This is a genomic window from Clostridium sp. HCP1S3_C6 (assembly GCF_052066735.1).
Classification (GTDB): Bacteria; Bacillota; Clostridia; order Clostridiales; family Clostridiaceae; genus Clostridium.
Genome location: NZ_JBQHRN010000001.1, coordinates 168,098 through 185,077 on the forward strand (window position 1 = coordinate 168,098; position 16,980 = coordinate 185,077).

The window sequence follows — 16,980 nt, forward strand, 5'->3', positions numbered from 1 at the left end:
AAAAAGTATTGACGAATTAATTTACATACGGTAGAATAGTCATTGTTGTTAGGACGTATGTAAGTTTTCGGGGTGTGGCGCAGATGGTAGCGCGCATGGTTTGGGACCATGAGGTCGCAGGTTCGAGACCTGTCACCCCGACCAATACAAGATTTTTTCAAAAAAAGTCTTGACAATGAAAAAGAAGTGTATTAAAATAATATTCGTTCTCATCGAAAAGAACAAATGTTGTCAATGTTAAGAGTATGCGTGTTTAGCTCAGCTGGATAGAGCAACGCCCTTCTAAGGCGTGGGCCAGGAGTTCGAATCTCTTAACACGCACCAAATATCGGGGTGTGGCGCAGATGGTAGCGCGCATGGTTTGGGACCATGAGGTCGCAGGTTCGAGACCTGTCACCCCGACCATAATAATTAAACAATGTGTTTTTTTTGTTTAATTGCGGAAGTGGCTCAATGGTAGAGCGCCACCTTGCCAAGGTGGATGTTGCGGGTTCGAGTCCCGTCTTCCGCTCCAAGTAAGCAGGTATCGTATATCGGTAATACTCCAGCCTTCCAAGCTGGAAAGGTGGGTTCGATTCCCACTACCTGCTCCAAATATTATTATTAATTAAAAGAAAATAAGCAGGTATCGTATATCGGTAATACTCCAGCCTTCCAAGCTGGAAAGGTGGGTTCGATTCCCACTACCTGCTCCAAAAGATTATTAATAATAATCTAAGCGTGTTTAGCTCAGCTGGATAGAGCAACGCCCTTCTAAGGCGTGGGCCAGGGGTTCGAATCCCTTAACACGCACCATATGCGCTATTAGCTCAGTTGGTAGAGCACCTGACTCTTAATCAGGGTGTCCACAGTTCGAACCTGTGATGGCGCACCATTCTTTTGGTGAGTATAGTTCAGTTGGTAGAGCGCCAGATTGTGGTTCTGGTTGTCATGGGTTCGAGTCCCATTACTCACCCCACGCAGGGGTATCGCCAAGCGGTAAGGCACTAGATTTTGATTCTAGCATTCGTAGGTTCGAATCCTGCTATCCCTGCCATTTACATGGTTTACTAGCTCAGTCGGTAGAGCACTTGACTTTTAATCAAGGTGTCCGGGGTTCGATTCCCCGGTAAGCCACCAAAATATATATGCAGATGTGGCGGAATTGGCAGACGCACTAGACTTAGGATCTAGCGCCTTAGGCGTGGGGGTTCGACTCCCTTCATCTGCACCATATATATTTTATTTATGCGGAAGTGGCTCAATGGTAGAGCGCCACCTTGCCAAGGTGGATGTTGCGGGTTCGAGTCCCGTCTTCCGCTCCAAATAAGCAGGTATCGTATATCGGTAATACTCCAGCCTTCCAAGCTGGAAAGGTGGGTTCGATTCCCACTACCTGCTCCATAAAGATTATTTAATAATAATCTAAGCGTGTTTAGCTCAGCTGGATAGAGCAACGCCCTTCTAAGGCGTGGGCCAGGGGTTCGAATCCCTTAACACGCACCATGGTGAGTATAGTTCAGTTGGTAGAGCGCCAGATTGTGGTTCTGGTTGTCATGGGTTCGAGTCCCATTACTCACCCCACGCAGGGGTATCGCCAAGCGGTAAGGCACTAGATTTTGATTCTAGCATTCGTAGGTTCGAATCCTGCTATCCCTGCCATTTATATGGTTTACTAGCTCAGTCGGTAGAGCACTTGACTTTTAATCAAGGTGTCCGGGGTTCGATTCCCCGGTAAGCCACCACAAGCAGATGTGGCGGAACTAGGCAGACGCACTAGACTTAGGATCTAGCGCCTTCGGGCATGGGGGTTCGATTCCCTTCATCTGCACCATTTAAGCAGGTATCGTATATCGGTAATACTCCAGCCTTCCAAGCTGGAAAGGTGGGTTCGATTCCCACTACCTGCTCCATACAAGATTGACTCATAAACTTTAAAAAGTTTATGAGTTTTTGTTTTATATAATTTTATATAAAATAATTTTGTTAATAAATTTTTTCTAGTTGCAAAAGCTTTTCTTTATTTTTTAGACCTCCACCATAACCTATTAAATTTCCATTTGAACCAATAACTCTGTGACAAGGAATAATGATGCAAATAGGATTCCAACCTACAGCACCGCCTACAGCTTGAGCTGACATTTTTTTTATTCCTCTATATTCAGCTATTTTTTTAGCAATATCATTATAAGTAGCAACTTTGCCATCACTTTTTATATAAATTATTCCAAGTGGCGAATTGTATAATTGTATATACGTCATAAAAATCAATTCTTTTTTAGTTTTTGATTAATTATAACATTTAAATGAGAAACAATCTATTGTTTATTAATTGTAAAATATTGAAGTACTCTTGTTTATAATATATAATTAATGAGAAAGTTATATATTGATTAAAAGAATATGCTCCTATAACTCATTTGGATAGAGTGCAGGACTTCGAATCCTGAAGTAGTGGGTTCAAATCCCTCTAGGAGCACCAAAAAGTATTGGTATATCTAAGGTTAATAAATTTGTATTTATACTTTCCTAAGAGTTTTAACACATTTTTAACACATTAGTAATTATATCAATACTTTTTTCCTTTTCTTTTTTCATAACATGAGTGTATATATTTGCAGTTACGCTTATGTCAGAGTGTCCTAAAAGAACTGATACAGTTTTGAGAGGTAATCCTGCTTCAAATTGTTTTGTAGCATAAGTGTGTCTTAATGCATGGAATTTTATATATTTAATATTTAATCTTTTCAAAAATCTTTTCCATGCTCTACTTAAATTAGAATTATCTATTAAATTCCCATCTGCAGATAAAAAAATAAAATCCTTATTAGATTTATTATAACTATCTCCAGCTTTTAAAATATTTTCATTTTGAAGTACTTTCAGTTCTTTAAATGTATTTATTAAACTTGCTGGAAGTGGAATTGTTCTAACAGAATTTTTTGTTTTTGGGAACTGTACTATTGTTTCATAATACTTATCCCCGTTATCTTTAAATTTACCCACGGTTTTAACACTTCTATTAACACATATCTCCATAGTATTATAATTTAAATCACTCCATTTAAGCCCTAGACACTCTCCACGCCTTAAGCCAGTACAAACACATACAGTTGCTATATATCGTATTAATTTCTTTTCTGTAGAGCATACAATAGCTTTTATTTCATCATCATTAAATACATCAATTTCTTTTTCTTTATATTCCGTTTTGCCTGGTATCTCTACATTAGAACATGGATTTTTTAAAATGTAATCTTCCTTGATGCAGTAAAAGAAAAAATGTTTTAATAATTTATTTACACTATTTATTTGACTTGTAGTTTTATTTTCTTTTTTAAATAAATTATTATAATATTTCTGTATCTGTAGGGAAGTAATATCTTTTATATTTACTCTAGCTAAACTAGAAGTTTTTATATAGTTACGATATAAACCTTCATATCGTTCAAATGTAGAGGGTTTTATCTTATTAGATATATTTACTACTTCAAACAACCAAGTGTGCATTGTAGGGGCTAGAAATAAATTTTTAATGGGTTTTATTCCACTCTCTATGCTTTTTTTATATTCTTCTAATTTTTGCTCGGCTTCTTTTTTGTTTTTCCCATAGAAATATTTACGAATTAATTTACCTTCTGCATTTCTACCAAAGCTTGCAGATATTCGGTAATATTCTTTACCGTTCATTTTGTAATTTGTCTTTACTGCCATAATAAAAAACCTCCTTTACAAACATATGTTCTAATCAATCTATAAAATTAACCAGCTGGCTATAATCAACTGGGTAACTTTCAAAGTTTTTAGCTTCTTCTTCACATAAGTGATTGTTTAATTTACTTTTTATGTGTTTTAAATGTTTAATTTCATGTAGTAATTTTTTAAAATTGTATTCTGCCGACAATCTGCTATTCAAAATCATTACATATTGGTCATTTTTTTCTGTAAGTGAACCAGTAAAACTGGTATCCATATCTATATATTCAATTCGTAATTCTCCACAGTGTACCAACATAGTGGCATATTTCAATTCTTCCCCCATAAACATACCTTCTTTACTATTTATTCTTCGGTTTCTTCATTAAAGGTTTTTAAAATTTGGTACATTTGTTTTTTTGCTTTTGGGTTTAATTTTTCATATTCACTAAAAAATATTCTGTTTTCATCAGAAAGTTCTTTAAATGTATCTTCTATTTCTTGCATGTTGTCTTCTACAAAAAACGATGTTACTGGCACATCTAAAGCTTTCGCAATACGCTCTAAAGTATCGACTTTAGGGCTTACTTTCTTACCACCAAGTATATCTCCAATTGTTGTTTGAGATATTCCTGAAAGCTTTGAAAGACCATATTTAGTCAAGCCTTTATATTCCATTATTTTAATAATTCTATGCCTATCAAACATACCAATCACCATCTTTTTTATATCTATTACTTCTATATATCGAAGTATACCACGAAAAAGTTGAAAAGTAAAGATAAGTTAAGAATACTAAAGTAAAATGAAGTATTCGACATATAATATTAAATTTTGTCGTATTACTAAGGTTTACTTAATTAATACGAAATAGTATAGTATTTTTTGTCGGAGCGATACGAAAAAATGGAGGTGATGAAATGGCATTAAATAAAGCAATAAAAGAAATTGCAAAGAAAAAGAAAATATCGTTTTACAGAATTTCTAAAAATGGTGGTATAGCACAAACAACATTAAGTGAGATTGTTAATGGGAATAATCTTAATCCAACGATAGAAACAATTCAAAAAATAGCAAAAGGATTAGATGTTTCTGCTTCGGAGCTAATCAGCAAGGCAGAAACAAAAACAAAGGAGAAATAAAATTAAATAATCAAGATGGAGTTAATGTTACAACTAAAACACCTAAGGTTACATAATACAATAATCATTCAAAAAGGAGGCGATAATGTTAAGATAATATCAATTGCCCAAAAATAAAGTATAGGAGTGATTTTTTATGGGAAATATAATAGCACTTTTAAAAGAAATTGTAGAGTTACTTAAAAATAAAAATGATGTTTTAACACTAAGCATTGAATCTGCTGCCAAGATATCTGGAATAGGTATACACAAAATAAATGAAATGATAAACAGTTCTAATACGGATTTTCCATTTTTTAAAGTTGGAGCAAAGACAAGGATTAACAAAAAGAAATTGGAAAATTGGTTAGACAAAATAGCAGAAGAACATAGAGTTATTTAGAAAGCGAGGAAATGTAATGGATAAACCAAGTTTAATTTTAGATGAGATTAAAAGACAAAATAGTTTTAATCAGCAAATAAGAGAATATGAAAGATTAAAGAAATTTGAAGAAGATGTAAAAAGAACAACTAAAATGTTATTACTTTTATTTGGATTATTGATAGCCATTATAGGAATTATAGTGGTGATGATAAATGCTTGATAGAGATTTGTTGTATCAAAAGTTCATTGTGGAAGATAAAAGCGTAGAAGAAGTAGCTAAGTATTTTAATACCACTGTAGGGTCAATTAATTATTGGAACAAAAAATACAATTTTCACAAGAGAAAAGAATGGAAAAATGAAGAAATAGAATATCTTAAGGAAAACTTTAGTTCTGAACCAATAGGGGAAATTGCAAGGAAATTAAATAGAAATGTTAGCGCAGTGATATTAAAGTCAAGACGATTAAGAATAGGTTCAATATCTGCCAACATGGATAATTTAAGCGCTTATCAACTAGGGAAAGCTTTAGGAATACAAGTAAGAGATGTAGTTAACTTTATTAATAAATATGGGTTGAAGGCTAGAAAAGTAAAATTAATTAAAAGAAGGGTTTATAGAATTAAACTAAGTAATTTTTGGAAATGGGCAGAACTAAACAAAGATAAAATTCATTGGGAAAAAGTAGAAAAAAATATATTAGGCAAAGAACCACCATGGGTTGATGATGCTAGAAAAGAGGTTGACATTGCAACTAAAAAAAAATATACAAAGTGGTCCGAGTACGAAAAGGACAAGCTAAGGTTTTATTACAATAAAGGAATGACTTACAAAGAAATAGCCAATAGGCTTAACAGAGGGATAGCAACAGTGCGGGCAATGAGGAAAAAAATGGGGCTACCTAACAAAATAATAGAGCTTAAGTGGCAGGATGAAGAAGTTGAAATTTTAATAGATATGGCATTTAAAGGTTATAAAGATGAAGAGATAGCAGAAGAGTTGGGAAGATCAAAAAAAATGGTTGTATATAAAAAAGCAAATTTAAGAGAAAAAGGTATACTTCCTAATTTTAGAAAAATAAAAAAGTTGTCACAGCCTGTAAGCAAAAATGACAACTCCATAAACTCAAATTCATTATAACTCTATAAATTGATATTTACAAGGAGGGATTTTATGGAACCAATAAATATATTTATTGATGGCATTTGTATTGCTGGTGTTACTTTAGAAAAAAGTGGCGTTGATTTTCCTGTAATAGATATAGTTAGAGATGGTAATTACATAACATCTTATAGCCCTGATCAACATATTTTACATTTTTTTATGGAAAACAAGGAAGAAGGAAAAAGTTATTATCTAGCAAGTAAAAGGGTGTGGGAATAATGGATTTACCAAGTTGTATGTATGATTATAGATCTTCACCTAAAAAAGCAAAAAAGGTAGCAGAATGTACAGAATGTGGCACTGACCTATATGAAGGTGATGAGGTTTATGTGGTTGCTAACAACATATATTGCGATGATTGTGTAAGGTTAGTAACACTTGATGGAAGTGATAGATAATGAATTTATTAACAGAAACACAAAAAAAATTAAACAGCTCTATTACAAGATTAGAGGATTTAGAAAATTGTTTAATTAACGGAAAGTTAACGAAAGATTGTATACATTATGTAAATGATGAAATTACAAAAGTAAAACATAATGTTGAATACTATAAAAAAATAAAAGAAATATTAACGAAGGAGTGAAAATATGGCAATCCCAGTATTGATTTTAGGTGAAAGTGGTAGTGGCAAGTCTACAAGTATGAGGAATTTTGAGCCTGAAGAAGTAAGTATATTTAATGTGGCTAGTAAGCCATTACCATTCAAGAAGAAATTACCAAAGATGAATAAGGCTAACTATATGGCTATTGAAAAAGCGCTTAGCAAACCAAACAAAAAGACATATGTTATAGACGATAGCCAATACTTAATGGCTTTTGAAATGTTTGATAGAGCAAAAGAAACAGGATATAACAAATTTACTGATATAGCTTTAGATTTTAAAAATTTAATTACTTTTATTACAACAGCAGTTCCTGATGATGTTATAGTTTATTTCCTACATCACATTGAAACTACTGATGCTGGCAAGATTAAAGCTAAAACAAGTGGCAAGATGATAGATAATCAACTAACACTTGAAGGATTATTTAGTATAGTGTTGCTTTGTAAAACTGATGGAACAGAACATAAATTTATTACTCAATCAGATGGATACACAACTTGTAAATCTCCTATGGATATGTTTCCGTTAGAGATAGACAATGACTTAAAGCTAGTTGATAAGGCTATCAGGGAATATTATGAACTTGATAGCATTGCAAATACAGAAAATAAAAATGAAAGTGAGGAAAAATAATTATGAAAAAACCTAATGGATATGATCAAGCAGAAACAATGAAGGAGTTTGAAACTATAGAAAGAGGACCACACATAATGGTTATTAAAAAGATAGAAGATGCTACAAGCAAGGCAGGTAAACCAATGATTAAGATTTTTTTAGATACAGATAAAGAAGATAAGCAGCCCAACTTTTTTGAAAAAAGATGGAAGGAAGATACAAGAGACAACAAGACTTGGGGTTGCATCAGCTATATCATGTGTGATGGCTCAGAATTTGCAAATAAGATGTTAAAAACTTTCAATGAAGCAGTACAAGCCTCTAATGGAAATTTTCCTATAGATTGGGATAACTACAATAGCCAATTTGTAGGTAAAAAGGTGTGCGGAGTATTTAGAATAGAACAATATATAAGTGATAGTGATGGTGAAGTAAAATCACCAGTTAAATTGTATTCATTTAGAACTATTCAAGCTATGAAGGAAGGAAAAATAAAAGATCCAAAAGATAAACTTATAGATAAAAACACTGGTTCAAATAATAATTTTGGGCTTGATTATGATATAGCACCTATAGATGATGGAGATATGCCATTTTAATTTTTTAATTAGCAAATAAGTAGTCTTTTGTGGCTGCTTAAATAAGGTCTGAACAAAAAAAGAAAAGCGAAGTACATTAAAAAAACATAGATACACACAAATTTGATGAAGTATTGGTAAAAAATATTAGTTACAATCTCAAAAACATTTGTAGAGGAGGTGAAATAAATCTTCTTTGGTAAAGTAAAAAACAATATTTCAGCAATTAATTAACAATGAAAGGAAGTGAGTAATCACCACCACTACAATATAAGTGCTTATGACACTTCCTGAGTTCAGGCCTTGTTTAAGTGGCCACTAGACTACATAAAGAAGGGTTAAATTTATGACTACTTTTAAAAATAAAACAAAGATGAATTACAGGTATCAATACTATAAAGGTATACCAATTAGATTAATTAATAGAAGTTATAAAAATAAAAATGCCAAAAGATACATCATTAACGGAACTAATCAAAACGTTTGGATTCCCAATAAACATTTAGAAGATGATGGAACAATTAAAAACGGAGAAAACATTGATTATGTTTTTCGTAAATCTGTTAATCAACTCACATTGGCAGGAATAACACAAGCGATAATTGGAATAAAAAGAAAAACAAAGTAGGTGATTGAGATAAGATACAAATTTACAGATAAAGAATTAAAACAAGCACTTAATAACCTAACAATTTTAGTGGATACAAGAGAACAAAAAAATGAACACATACTTGATGCGTTTAATAAATTAAAAGTCAATTATAAAGTTCAAAAATTGGATTTTGGAGATTATAGTTGTTTTATTCCAAAAGGTTCTTTTGAAGGACAAGCTAGAGATATATATTTTACAAACGATATAGCAATAGAAAGAAAAGCTAGTATTGATGAATTGGCTGGAAATTTGAAAGATGATGCAACTAGAATCAGAACAGAATTGGCACATATTAATAAATACAATATCAAGTGTTATTTATTCATTGAAGATTATCTATTTGACAAGCATATAAGAGAAGGCAACTATAGGAGCCAATATACTCCGAAAACTTTATATAAAAGACTAAAAAAGCAAATAGAGGCTAGATATAGCACATTAATAAGACCAGTACACAAAGATTATATAGGTAGTGAAATATATAATACTTTAGAATCTTATGTTTATGAAAAATTTAGGCATGAAGGTTGGATAGAAGGAGTTGATGTTAATGACTAGAGATGAAGAAATTGTATTGTGTAATAAAGCAATAGAACATTATAAGCCAGCTAATCAGGTAGTACAAGCAATTGAAGAATTAGGAGAATTGCAACAAGCATTAGCGCGTTTTCTTAACGATAAAGCTAATAATGTTGAAGAAGAAATAGCAGATGTTGAAATAATGATTATTCAGCTTAAAATCATATTTAACTTAGGTGAAATAGACAACTGGCGAGAATACAAGCTAACAAGATTAAAGGATAGAATAAATAATGAATGATTTAAGTATTAAAAGATTAATGGCTGATTATAATCATTTTAATGATAGAGAGATAAAAGCAGAGATATTTTTTAGAGAACATGTTGACAATGTAGAGCAGAAACACATAGATGCTTACATAAGCATAATAAAGCAACTATCAACTCTACAGACAAAGATAGAAAAAGCTATAGGAAGAAAAATGACCAACAAAGAAATATTCCATGGTTTTAAAATTGATTAGAAGGAGGGTAGAGATTTGGAAATAGAGGATATAGATTTAAAGTCAGTAATAGAGAATGAGACATTACAGGTGTTTAAGAATATAAAGAGCAAGATACATTCTCCTTTTAATCCAGCAGATGATACACCAAGCTTTGGCATCTACTTTGATACCAACAATAACAAATGGAAATTTAAAGATTTTTCAACCGGCGAATGTGGTGATGCAATTGACTTTATAATGAAGTTTAAAAACATGAACTTTATAGAGGCACGAGAATACTTAGGTTTGCCAGTAGAAAAGAGTGAGAGTGAAAAGCAAGTAGATAACATTAGAGATTATATAGATAAGCAACTTAGAACCAATAAAAAAGGTTATGAACTTATAGGCATATTCCCTTTTGTAGATGATGCCAATAATGTTGTTTACTACAAAGTGAAATTCAAAAAGCCTGACGGCAAAAAAGAAACACCTTATTATCATATTGAAGATGGGAAAGTGGTTAATTCTAGAGGCACCAGCAAAGAATTACCTTATAACCTTTATAGAACATTAGAAGGAATTAAAGAAAACAAAACAATAATAGTTGTTGAAGGTGAAAAAGATGCTAATAATTTAAATTTCTTACTTAGAAACGGCAATTATGTATGCACTTCTCTAAAAAATGTTAAAGATTTTAGCTACTTTGGAACAGATTATAAAATAATAGTAATTGGAGATACAGGAGCGGCCGGGGAAAAATATGTTGATTATATCAAAGAACATTTATATAAAAATGCTAAGTCATTTAAAATTGTTAAATTATCAGGGATTGAAAAACTTGGAGATAACAAAGACATTACAGATTGGCTTGAGGCAGGACATACAAAAGACGAATTCTACAAATGCTTATATCGTAGCTTAGATTTGAAAAACTTTAATGAAATCCAACAAGATCAGTTTGGAATTTATAAACTGGTAAATAAAAAAGGCGATGATGAAGTAAAGGTAAGACAAAAGATAGCTGATTTTAATATTTTAGAGGCCAAAAGGGTTATTTATGCTGATACAGGAGAAGAAGGAATAAAACTTAAATTATGTTCTATTAACGGAAATGAATATTTAAGAATAGGCCCTAGTACAGTAATGGATACAATAAAAGATTTTAAGAATTTTTTAGGAAGTATAGATTTAACACTAGAATGTACCAATATAGCCCTATTTAACGAATTTAAAATGTGGATTAACAAATACTTTGCATTAGAATTTGAAACGGTATATAAAGCCGATAGGTTTACAGAAATTGATGGCAAATTAACACTAGTAACATCACTCGGAAGTTTTTGCGGTGAGGAATTTAATAAAGATATATTTTCAGAAAATGGTTGTTGTAACATAAATAAAATTGAGGAAATAACCAAAGAAGAATTAGAAGAAGTAAAAAATTATATATTTAATTTCTCTAAGCCTGAAAACACTTATAGCATTATAGGAACTATAATTAATAACTTAGCTGCATGGCAAAACGAAAAAAATAAAAAACAACTGCATCATCTTTTAATTGTAGGTGAAAGCGGTGGAGGTAAAACTACAATACTTGATAATGTTATAGCACCAATACTTAACTATCCATTATCAGAACGAAAGAGCATAGGGCTTATAACACCTTTTGCATTACAGATGGACTTATCCCAAGGAAATTACACGAAGATTTATGATGAATACAAACCATCTATGATGGATAAGTATAAGCTACAAAAAATAAGTGATATTTTAAGGAATCTATATACTAGGGCGGTAATAAGCAGAAGTAATAGATCTTTTACAAACACTAATTTTAAATTAGAAAGCCCAATAATAATTGCTGGAGAAGAGGGTTATAGCAATTCTGAAAAAGCGCTTATAGAAAGAAGTTGTATTGTGTATGTATCAAAAAGAGAACGTACAGAAGAACACACAAAATCAATGAACTGGCTAATAAAGAACGAAAGCCTTCTTAACAAATTAGGTAAAAGCCTTATAAGTGTAATTCTTGGGTTGTCTAACGAAGATTATAAAAATATAAGAGATAACATTACCGGATTTAAATTTAATGACAGAATAAAGAATACAGCAGTTAACATAGCTTGTGGCATAGAGATATTAAATATTTTATTAGAAAAGCATAATATTGAAAAAGTATGTGATTATGAAAAATATATTTCTAATAATATAAATTCTGAAATATTAACAGATGATGATAGAGTTTATTCTACAGTAGAATTGATGCTAAAAACTTTTGATGAAATGTCGGAAATATATACGTATTCAAGTTATGTAAAGGTAGATAAAGATAATGTTTATATTAGAACATCTGAAATGATAGAAGATATCTTTAAACATATAAAAGAAAGTGGTGCAAGTGAATTAGTACCTATAAAATTGAATGATTTTAAAAAACAAGCCTTTAAGGCAGGATATATAAAAGATAGCAAATCAATTCCCGTAAGGTTTGGCGATAGAACCAAAAGAGCAGAATTGTATGATAAAAAAATGCTACTGAAATTAGGACTTACTTATATATGCAATGTAGACATTAATACAATTCAAAAATCCAATACGGGCAAAGTAATTCAGGGCAACTTTAATTGTTAGCCTTGAGTTACATAATATTAAATTATGTAAAGTAGGAGGTACAAATGGATTATAAAAGTTTTTTAGAGAAGAAAACAATAGTATCTAAAGATACTGGTTTTACAGTTAATAGAAAAGATTTAAATAATAATTTATTTGAATATCAAAAAGATATTGTTATTTGGGCATTAAAAAAAGGTAAATCTGCAATATTTGCTGATTGTGGATTAGGTAAATCATTGATGCAATTAGAATGGGCCGAAAAGGTACATGAAGAAACTAATGGATCAATATTGATATTAGCACCTTTAGCGGTTACAGAACAAACATATAGAGAAGGTATTAAGTTTGGAATAAATTCAAAAGTGGTTGAATGTCAGGAAGATGTTATTAACGGAATTAATATAACTAATTATGAAAAACTAGATAAATTTGATACATCTGTATTTAATGGAATAGTACTTGATGAAAGTTCTATTTTAAAATCCTTTACTGGTAAAGTCAGAAATCAAATTATAGATAATTTTAAGAATACACCATATAAATTAGCTTGTACTGCTACACCTGCACCAAATGATTATATGGAACTTGGTAATCACAGTGAATTTTTAGGTGTTATGACACGTTCGGAAATGTTAGCAATGTATTTTGTACATGATGGAGGGAATACAAGTAAATGGAGATTGAAGGGCCACGCTACAGATGTATTTTGGCAATGGATGTCTAGTTGGGCGGTAGTAATAACTAATCCTAGAGATTTAGATTATGAAGTTGAAGGATATGACCTTCCTAAATTAAATATACATGAGATTATAGTTGATGGTGATAAGCCAATAGTAGAAACACTAACACTTACTCAACGTAGACAAGCTAGAAAAGAAAGTTTAGAAGAGAGATGTAAAGCAGCAGCTGATTTAGTTAATAATTCAAATGAAAATTGGCTAGTATGGTGCAATTTAAATGATGAAAGTAAGTTATTGCATGAATTAATAAATGATTCAGTAGAAGTTAAAGGATCTGATAAAGCTAAACATAAGACAGATTCAAGTATTAGTTTTGCAAATGGAGATATTAAATGTTTAGTAAGTAAACCATTGATATTTGGTATGGGGCTTAATTTTCAAAGTTGCCATAATATGATTTTTGTTGGGTTGAGCGATAGTTATGAGCAATATTATCAAGCAGTAAGAAGATGTTGGAGATTTGGGCAAGAGCATGAAGTTAATGTTTATATAGTTATTTCAGCTAAAGAGGGATGCGTCAAAGAAAATATAGAACGTAAACAAGAGGAAGCAAATACAATGCAACAAGAAATGTTAAAACATACAAAAGAAATAACTAAAGAGAATATAAAAGCTACTTGTAGAATTAGCACACCTTATAATAACAATTTAAAAATGATATTACCAGTATGGAGGGAATTTAAAAATGAATGTAATTAATCAAGAAATAAATAATAATTTTAGTTTATATAATGGCGATTGTGTGGAGGTTTTAAAAGGAATACCCAATAACAGTATTCACTATTCAATATTCAGTCCACCTTTTGCAAGTCTATACACTTACAGCAATTCAGATAGAGATATGGGAAATTGTAAATCTGATGAAGAATTCCAAGAACATTTTAAATATCTAGTAAATGAACTTTATAGAGTAATGATGCCAGGAAGGTTATTAAGCTTTCATTGTATGCAAATTCCATTAATGAAGGAAAGAGATGGAGTAATTGGTCTTAAAGATTTTAGAGGACAATTAATAAAAATGTTCCAAGATGCAGGATTTATTTATCATAGTGAAGTTACTGTTTGGAAAAATCCAGTAGTGGAAATGACTAGAACTCACTCTATTGGTTTACTTCACAAACAATTAAAGAAAGATAGTTCTATGAGTAGACAGGGTATCCCTGATTATGTGGTTACTATGAGAAAATCAGGCGATAATCCTGAAAAAGTAACTCATACAAATGAAGGATTCCCAGTTAATTCATGGCAACAATATGCAAGTCCAGTATGGATGGACATCAAACAAAACGATACCTTAAACGGAAGAATCGCAAGAGAAAAAGAAGATGAAAAGCACATATGCCCTTTACAACTTGAAATTATAAAAAGATGCATAGAATTATGGACTAATCCGGGTGACATTGTTTTGGATCCATTCGCTGGTATAGGTTCAAGCCTTTATGTTGCTTTAAGAATGAATAGAAGGGGATTAGGGGTAGAACTTAAAGAAAGCTATTATAAACAAGCAGTTAGTAATTGTGAATCAGCATTAACAGAACCTAAGATAAAAGATTTAGATGGTGAAAAAGAAAATAATGATCAGTTAGACAATCAATTAAGTTTATTATAAAAGGTCTTAAAGACTATAAACAAGGTGATCAAATATGAGAAAGAAAGGAGATAAACATAACTGATCCTGGTAGACCAGGTTATATAATAAGTGTTTATTAACGTTTATATGTAAAGTAGTACGGATGCCTTACTGAAGGTGCTTAACTACTTCCGCTACAAGATTTTTTATGTAGTGGTAGTTATGAAATATATTGTATGTTTTTCAGGAGGACATTCAAGTGCATTATGTGCTATTGAATGTGTTAGAAAAGCTGGAAAGGAAAATGTGGTTTTGTTAAATCACAATATTAGTGAAGAGGTAGAAGATAAAGACATTAAAAGATTTAAACAAGAAATAGCAGATTATTTAGGAATAAAAATAACTTACGCCAATATGGAAGGGTGGGAATATAAAACACCTTTAAGAGTTTGTAAAGAATTAGGCGGCTTTAAATTTGGTAATGGTCCAGCATTATGTACTTACAATTTAAAAACTAAACCTTTTTACAAATGGCTCAGAGATAATTTTCCAATAGAAAAAGGTAGTATTAGAGAAGATGTAAGAATTGTATATGGATTTGACAAAGAAGAGCCAAGCCGAATACAAAGAAGAATTGGCGTGATGATTAACAAAGGTTATAAATGTGAATTTCCATTAGCTTTTTGGGATAGAACAATAACTTGTACCGAAGAAATAGGAATTGCAAGGCCTAACACTTATAAATTATTTAAGCATGCTAATTGCAAGGGTTGTTTAAAGAGTGGTAAGCAGCAATGGTATTTAACATATTGTTTATATCCAGAGTTATGGGAAGAGGCTAAGCAAGTAGAAAATGAAATAGGATATAGCATAATCAAAGGTAGTTTTTTAGAGGAGTTGGAGCCTAAATTTGCAAGAATGAAATGTAAAGGAATAGTTCCAACAGAAAAAATAAAACCACAGACATTTTGGGCTATGGTTAGAAAAGAAATACCAGATGGGAGCGAGAATCTACCTTGTGAATGTGCTTTATAAAAGGGGGCATTAAATTGGAAATAGGAGACAAAGTAAGAGTTGTTAAGTATGTTGATAAAGGTAATGGAGTTAGTAAAAACATAACTGAAATAAATACTGGAACTGTTGAATTTATAAATAAAGATTTTATTACAATACAATATGCAAATTATAAAGGTACTTTTTCTTTTGCAGGTATGATTAACCAACAAGGTGAAGTTTTACAGATCAGAAAAGATAAACAATGGCAAAGTATAACAAAAGAAGATATTAACAACACTATAGGATTGCAGCATGTATTTGTTAAAGATAAATATCTAATTAAAGAGCAATATGTAAGTGAATATGAGAAAGAAACAGAATATAAAAACCTTAAAAAGATGAGATATAAAAAAGATAAAGAGTTGGTTAGATAAATTGAAGTTGCAAGGTATTTCTAAATTAAGGATGCCTTGCAAAATAAACAATTAAAGGAGGCTAAATTAATGAACTTAACAATAGAAAAGAAAAGAAATAGAGTGTTTGATTATTGTGCAAAGACAGGTTGTGCAGGAGATTGTAAATTAAAGAATTGGGCAGGTAAGAGCAAATTTCTTAATGACGAAAACTGTTTAATAATAGAAAAAGCCACAGAGGAAGAATTAGATAAAGCACTAGAATTAATTAATAACACAAAAATTAAGCCATTAGAGGATAGTAAAATAAAAAAACATAAACTTATATGTGAAAAATTAAATAAGCTATATGAGGCTAAGAACGCTGATTATGGCGATAGCTTTGGAAAGTCCTATAAGGAATATGGATTAACAATGCCATGTATAAGGTTGGAAGATAAATTAAATAGATTAAAAAGCTTAAATTTTAGTAAATCAGCACGAGTGAGCGAAAGCGTAGAAGATACATTAATGGATTTAGCTAATTATGCCATTATGACATTAATAGAATTGGAAGGTGAAGAATAATGCCAATAACAAATAGTGAAGCAATAGAGTATGTAAAAAAGTTAGCAGAATATTGTATGGAGCATTATATGTGTAAAAATTGCATATTTAGACCTGAAAATTATAAGCCAGTAACGAATGAATGTTTATTTGGATTTACACCATGTGATGTAGATAGTAAAATCAGGGAAAAAATCAGAATTACAGTAGTTGGGAGGAAGAATAAATGAAAGTATGGGAAATTTGTAAGAAAGAAAATGTAGGAAAAATGTATAAGGATAATAACGGTGATAAATGGGAA

At 31.1% G+C, this 16,980-nt stretch carries 23 protein-coding genes, 21 tRNA genes and 1 pseudogene; 41 read left to right on the forward strand and 4 right to left on the reverse strand.

Translation table 11 applies throughout. From position 1 onward, the window contains the following. The first annotated feature begins 68 nt into the window (after positions 1-68). From ACTNAO_RS00815 to ACTNAO_RS00910, 20 genes are all read left to right on the forward strand, one after another. Positions 69-144, forward strand: a tRNA-Pro gene (locus ACTNAO_RS00815). A 103-nt stretch (positions 145-247) separates the two neighbouring features. Continuing rightward, positions 248-324, forward strand: a tRNA-Arg gene (locus tag ACTNAO_RS00820). A 5-nt stretch (positions 325-329) separates the two neighbouring features. Beyond that, positions 330-405 (forward strand) — tRNA-Pro (locus ACTNAO_RS00825). Positions 406-439: 34 nt separating this feature from the next. After that, positions 440-514 (forward strand) — tRNA-Gly (locus tag ACTNAO_RS00830). Between the two features lie 5 nt (positions 515-519). After that, positions 520-593, forward strand: a tRNA-Gly gene (locus ACTNAO_RS00835). A 28-nt stretch (positions 594-621) separates the two neighbouring features. Next, positions 622-695 (forward strand) — tRNA-Gly (locus ACTNAO_RS00840). Positions 696-718: 23 nt separating this feature from the next. After that, positions 719-795: transfer RNA gene (locus ACTNAO_RS00845), tRNA-Arg, on the forward strand. Positions 796-798: 3 nt separating this feature from the next. Then, positions 799-874 (forward strand) — tRNA-Lys (locus ACTNAO_RS00850). Positions 875-882: 8 nt separating this feature from the next. After that, positions 883-958, forward strand: a tRNA-His gene (locus ACTNAO_RS00855). A 3-nt stretch (positions 959-961) separates the two neighbouring features. Further along, positions 962-1,036: transfer RNA gene (locus ACTNAO_RS00860), tRNA-Gln, on the forward strand. 7 nt (positions 1,037-1,043) lie between these two features. Continuing rightward, a tRNA-Lys gene (locus ACTNAO_RS00865) sits at positions 1,044-1,119 on the forward strand. Between the two features lie 10 nt (positions 1,120-1,129). Then, a tRNA-Leu gene (locus ACTNAO_RS00870) sits at positions 1,130-1,213 on the forward strand. 16 nt (positions 1,214-1,229) lie between these two features. Continuing rightward, positions 1,230-1,304 (forward strand) — tRNA-Gly (locus tag ACTNAO_RS00875). A gap of 5 nt (positions 1,305-1,309) precedes the next feature. Further along, positions 1,310-1,383: transfer RNA gene (locus ACTNAO_RS00880), tRNA-Gly, on the forward strand. A gap of 25 nt (positions 1,384-1,408) precedes the next feature. Then, a tRNA-Arg gene (locus ACTNAO_RS00885) sits at positions 1,409-1,485 on the forward strand. A gap of 2 nt (positions 1,486-1,487) precedes the next feature. Next, positions 1,488-1,563 (forward strand) — tRNA-His (locus ACTNAO_RS00890). A gap of 3 nt (positions 1,564-1,566) precedes the next feature. After that, positions 1,567-1,641, forward strand: a tRNA-Gln gene (locus ACTNAO_RS00895). Positions 1,642-1,648: 7 nt separating this feature from the next. Beyond that, a tRNA-Lys gene (locus tag ACTNAO_RS00900) sits at positions 1,649-1,724 on the forward strand. A 3-nt stretch (positions 1,725-1,727) separates the two neighbouring features. After that, positions 1,728-1,813 (forward strand) — tRNA-Leu (locus tag ACTNAO_RS00905). Positions 1,814-1,818: 5 nt separating this feature from the next. Further along, positions 1,819-1,892, forward strand: a tRNA-Gly gene (locus ACTNAO_RS00910). Positions 1,893-1,965: 73 nt separating this feature from the next. Here the strand turns inward: ACTNAO_RS00910 and ACTNAO_RS00915 are convergent. Further along, positions 1,966-2,184: pseudogene (locus ACTNAO_RS00915) on the reverse strand (methylated-DNA--[protein]-cysteine S-methyltransferase); the annotation flags it as partial. A 200-nt stretch (positions 2,185-2,384) separates the two neighbouring features. Here ACTNAO_RS00915 and ACTNAO_RS00920 point away from each other — a divergent pair. Continuing rightward, a tRNA-Arg gene (locus ACTNAO_RS00920) sits at positions 2,385-2,461 on the forward strand. Between the two features lie 56 nt (positions 2,462-2,517). On the opposite strand, the gene ACTNAO_RS00925 is transcribed toward ACTNAO_RS00920, so the two are convergent. The 3 genes from ACTNAO_RS00925 to ACTNAO_RS00935 are packed head-to-tail and all read right to left on the reverse strand — an operon-like array spanning position 2,518 to position 4,383. Continuing rightward, complete coding sequence (locus ACTNAO_RS00925; RefSeq protein WP_441046258.1) at positions 2,518-3,693, reverse strand: tyrosine-type recombinase/integrase; 1,176 nt, start codon at positions 3,691-3,693, stop codon at positions 2,518-2,520. Positions 3,694-3,727: 34 nt separating this feature from the next. Next, positions 3,728-4,009, reverse strand: coding sequence for a hypothetical protein (locus tag ACTNAO_RS00930; protein ID WP_441046256.1), 282 nt, complete (start codon positions 4,007-4,009; stop codon positions 3,728-3,730). Between the two features lie 32 nt (positions 4,010-4,041). Continuing rightward, on the reverse strand, positions 4,042-4,383 hold the full coding sequence (locus ACTNAO_RS00935) for a helix-turn-helix domain-containing protein (RefSeq protein WP_441046255.1): 342 nt from the start codon (positions 4,381-4,383) through the stop codon (positions 4,042-4,044). A gap of 212 nt (positions 4,384-4,595) precedes the next feature. On the opposite strand from ACTNAO_RS00935, the gene ACTNAO_RS00940 reads away from it, so the two are divergent. From ACTNAO_RS00940 to ACTNAO_RS01035, 20 genes are all read left to right on the forward strand, one after another. Further along, positions 4,596-4,817: a helix-turn-helix domain-containing protein gene (locus ACTNAO_RS00940; protein WP_441046253.1), complete on the forward strand. Its 222-nt coding sequence runs from the start codon at positions 4,596-4,598 to the stop codon at positions 4,815-4,817. Positions 4,818-4,953: 136 nt separating this feature from the next. Further along, a complete protein-coding gene (locus ACTNAO_RS00945; protein WP_441046252.1) occupies positions 4,954-5,199 on the forward strand; it encodes a helix-turn-helix domain-containing protein in 246 nt (81 codons plus the stop codon). 16 nt (positions 5,200-5,215) lie between these two features. Next, positions 5,216-5,401 (forward strand): hypothetical protein, encoded by a 186-nt coding sequence (locus ACTNAO_RS00950; RefSeq protein WP_441046250.1) that lies wholly within the window; start codon positions 5,216-5,218, stop codon positions 5,399-5,401. Then, on the forward strand, positions 5,394-6,320 hold the full coding sequence (locus ACTNAO_RS00955) for a helix-turn-helix transcriptional regulator (protein WP_441046249.1): 927 nt from the start codon (positions 5,394-5,396) through the stop codon (positions 6,318-6,320). The genes ACTNAO_RS00950 and ACTNAO_RS00955 overlap by 8 nt, the downstream gene beginning before the upstream one ends. Before the next feature lie 33 nt (positions 6,321-6,353). After that, positions 6,354-6,563 (forward strand): hypothetical protein, encoded by a 210-nt coding sequence (locus ACTNAO_RS00960; protein ID WP_441046247.1) that lies wholly within the window; start codon positions 6,354-6,356, stop codon positions 6,561-6,563. Next, on the forward strand, positions 6,563-6,742 hold the full coding sequence (locus tag ACTNAO_RS00965; RefSeq protein ID WP_441046246.1) for a hypothetical protein: 180 nt from the start codon (positions 6,563-6,565) through the stop codon (positions 6,740-6,742). Before ACTNAO_RS00960 ends, ACTNAO_RS00965 begins: the two co-directional genes overlap by 1 nt. Next, positions 6,742-6,930, forward strand: a complete 189-nt coding sequence (locus tag ACTNAO_RS00970; protein ID WP_441046244.1) for a hypothetical protein — start codon at positions 6,742-6,744, stop codon at positions 6,928-6,930. The genes ACTNAO_RS00965 and ACTNAO_RS00970 overlap by 1 nt, the downstream gene beginning before the upstream one ends. A 4-nt stretch (positions 6,931-6,934) precedes the next feature. Continuing rightward, positions 6,935-7,585: an AAA family ATPase gene (locus ACTNAO_RS00975; RefSeq protein WP_441046242.1), complete on the forward strand. Its 651-nt coding sequence runs from the start codon at positions 6,935-6,937 to the stop codon at positions 7,583-7,585. A gap of 2 nt (positions 7,586-7,587) precedes the next feature. Next, positions 7,588-8,166 carry a hypothetical protein gene (locus ACTNAO_RS00980; RefSeq protein ID WP_441046241.1) on the forward strand — a complete coding sequence of 193 codons (579 nt, stop codon included), beginning with the start codon at positions 7,588-7,590 and terminating at the stop codon, positions 8,164-8,166. 325 nt (positions 8,167-8,491) lie between these two features. Beyond that, positions 8,492-8,773, forward strand: coding sequence for a hypothetical protein (locus ACTNAO_RS00985; RefSeq protein ID WP_441046239.1), 282 nt, complete (start codon positions 8,492-8,494; stop codon positions 8,771-8,773). Next, positions 8,774-9,355, forward strand: a complete 582-nt coding sequence (locus ACTNAO_RS00990; protein ID WP_441046237.1) for an ERCC4 domain-containing protein — start codon at positions 8,774-8,776, stop codon at positions 9,353-9,355. Then, the gene (locus tag ACTNAO_RS00995) at positions 9,348-9,617 is read left to right on the forward strand and encodes a hypothetical protein (RefSeq protein WP_441046236.1); all 270 of its coding nucleotides are present in this window, start codon (positions 9,348-9,350) and stop codon (positions 9,615-9,617) included. The genes ACTNAO_RS00990 and ACTNAO_RS00995 overlap by 8 nt, the downstream gene beginning before the upstream one ends. Beyond that, positions 9,610-9,840 carry a hypothetical protein gene (locus tag ACTNAO_RS01000; RefSeq protein ID WP_441046234.1) on the forward strand — a complete coding sequence of 77 codons (231 nt, stop codon included), beginning with the start codon at positions 9,610-9,612 and terminating at the stop codon, positions 9,838-9,840. Before ACTNAO_RS00995 ends, ACTNAO_RS01000 begins: the two co-directional genes overlap by 8 nt. 15 nt (positions 9,841-9,855) lie before the next feature. After that, positions 9,856-12,432: a CHC2 zinc finger domain-containing protein gene (locus ACTNAO_RS01005; RefSeq protein WP_441046233.1), complete on the forward strand. Its 2,577-nt coding sequence runs from the start codon at positions 9,856-9,858 to the stop codon at positions 12,430-12,432. A gap of 44 nt (positions 12,433-12,476) precedes the next feature. After that, a complete protein-coding gene (locus ACTNAO_RS01010) occupies positions 12,477-13,853 on the forward strand; it encodes a helicase-related protein (RefSeq protein ID WP_441046231.1) in 1,377 nt (458 codons plus the stop codon). Further along, the gene (locus tag ACTNAO_RS01015) at positions 13,840-14,763 is read left to right on the forward strand and encodes a DNA-methyltransferase (protein WP_441046230.1); all 924 of its coding nucleotides are present in this window, start codon (positions 13,840-13,842) and stop codon (positions 14,761-14,763) included. Before ACTNAO_RS01010 ends, ACTNAO_RS01015 begins: the two co-directional genes overlap by 14 nt. 183 nt (positions 14,764-14,946) lie before the next feature. After that, positions 14,947-15,759, forward strand: a complete 813-nt coding sequence (locus ACTNAO_RS01020) for a hypothetical protein (protein WP_441046228.1) — start codon at positions 14,947-14,949, stop codon at positions 15,757-15,759. 14 nt (positions 15,760-15,773) lie between these two features. Next, on the forward strand, positions 15,774-16,154 hold the full coding sequence (locus tag ACTNAO_RS01025; protein WP_441046226.1) for a hypothetical protein: 381 nt from the start codon (positions 15,774-15,776) through the stop codon (positions 16,152-16,154). Between the two features lie 261 nt (positions 16,155-16,415). Continuing rightward, entirely contained in the window at positions 16,416-16,700 is a 285-nt protein-coding gene (locus tag ACTNAO_RS01030; RefSeq protein ID WP_441046269.1) for a DUF1599 domain-containing protein, read from the forward strand. Further along, the gene (locus tag ACTNAO_RS01035; RefSeq protein WP_441046224.1) at positions 16,700-16,909 is read left to right on the forward strand and encodes a hypothetical protein; all 210 of its coding nucleotides are present in this window, start codon (positions 16,700-16,702) and stop codon (positions 16,907-16,909) included. The genes ACTNAO_RS01030 and ACTNAO_RS01035 overlap by 1 nt, the downstream gene beginning before the upstream one ends. The last annotated feature ends 71 nt before the right edge of the window (positions 16,910-16,980 follow it).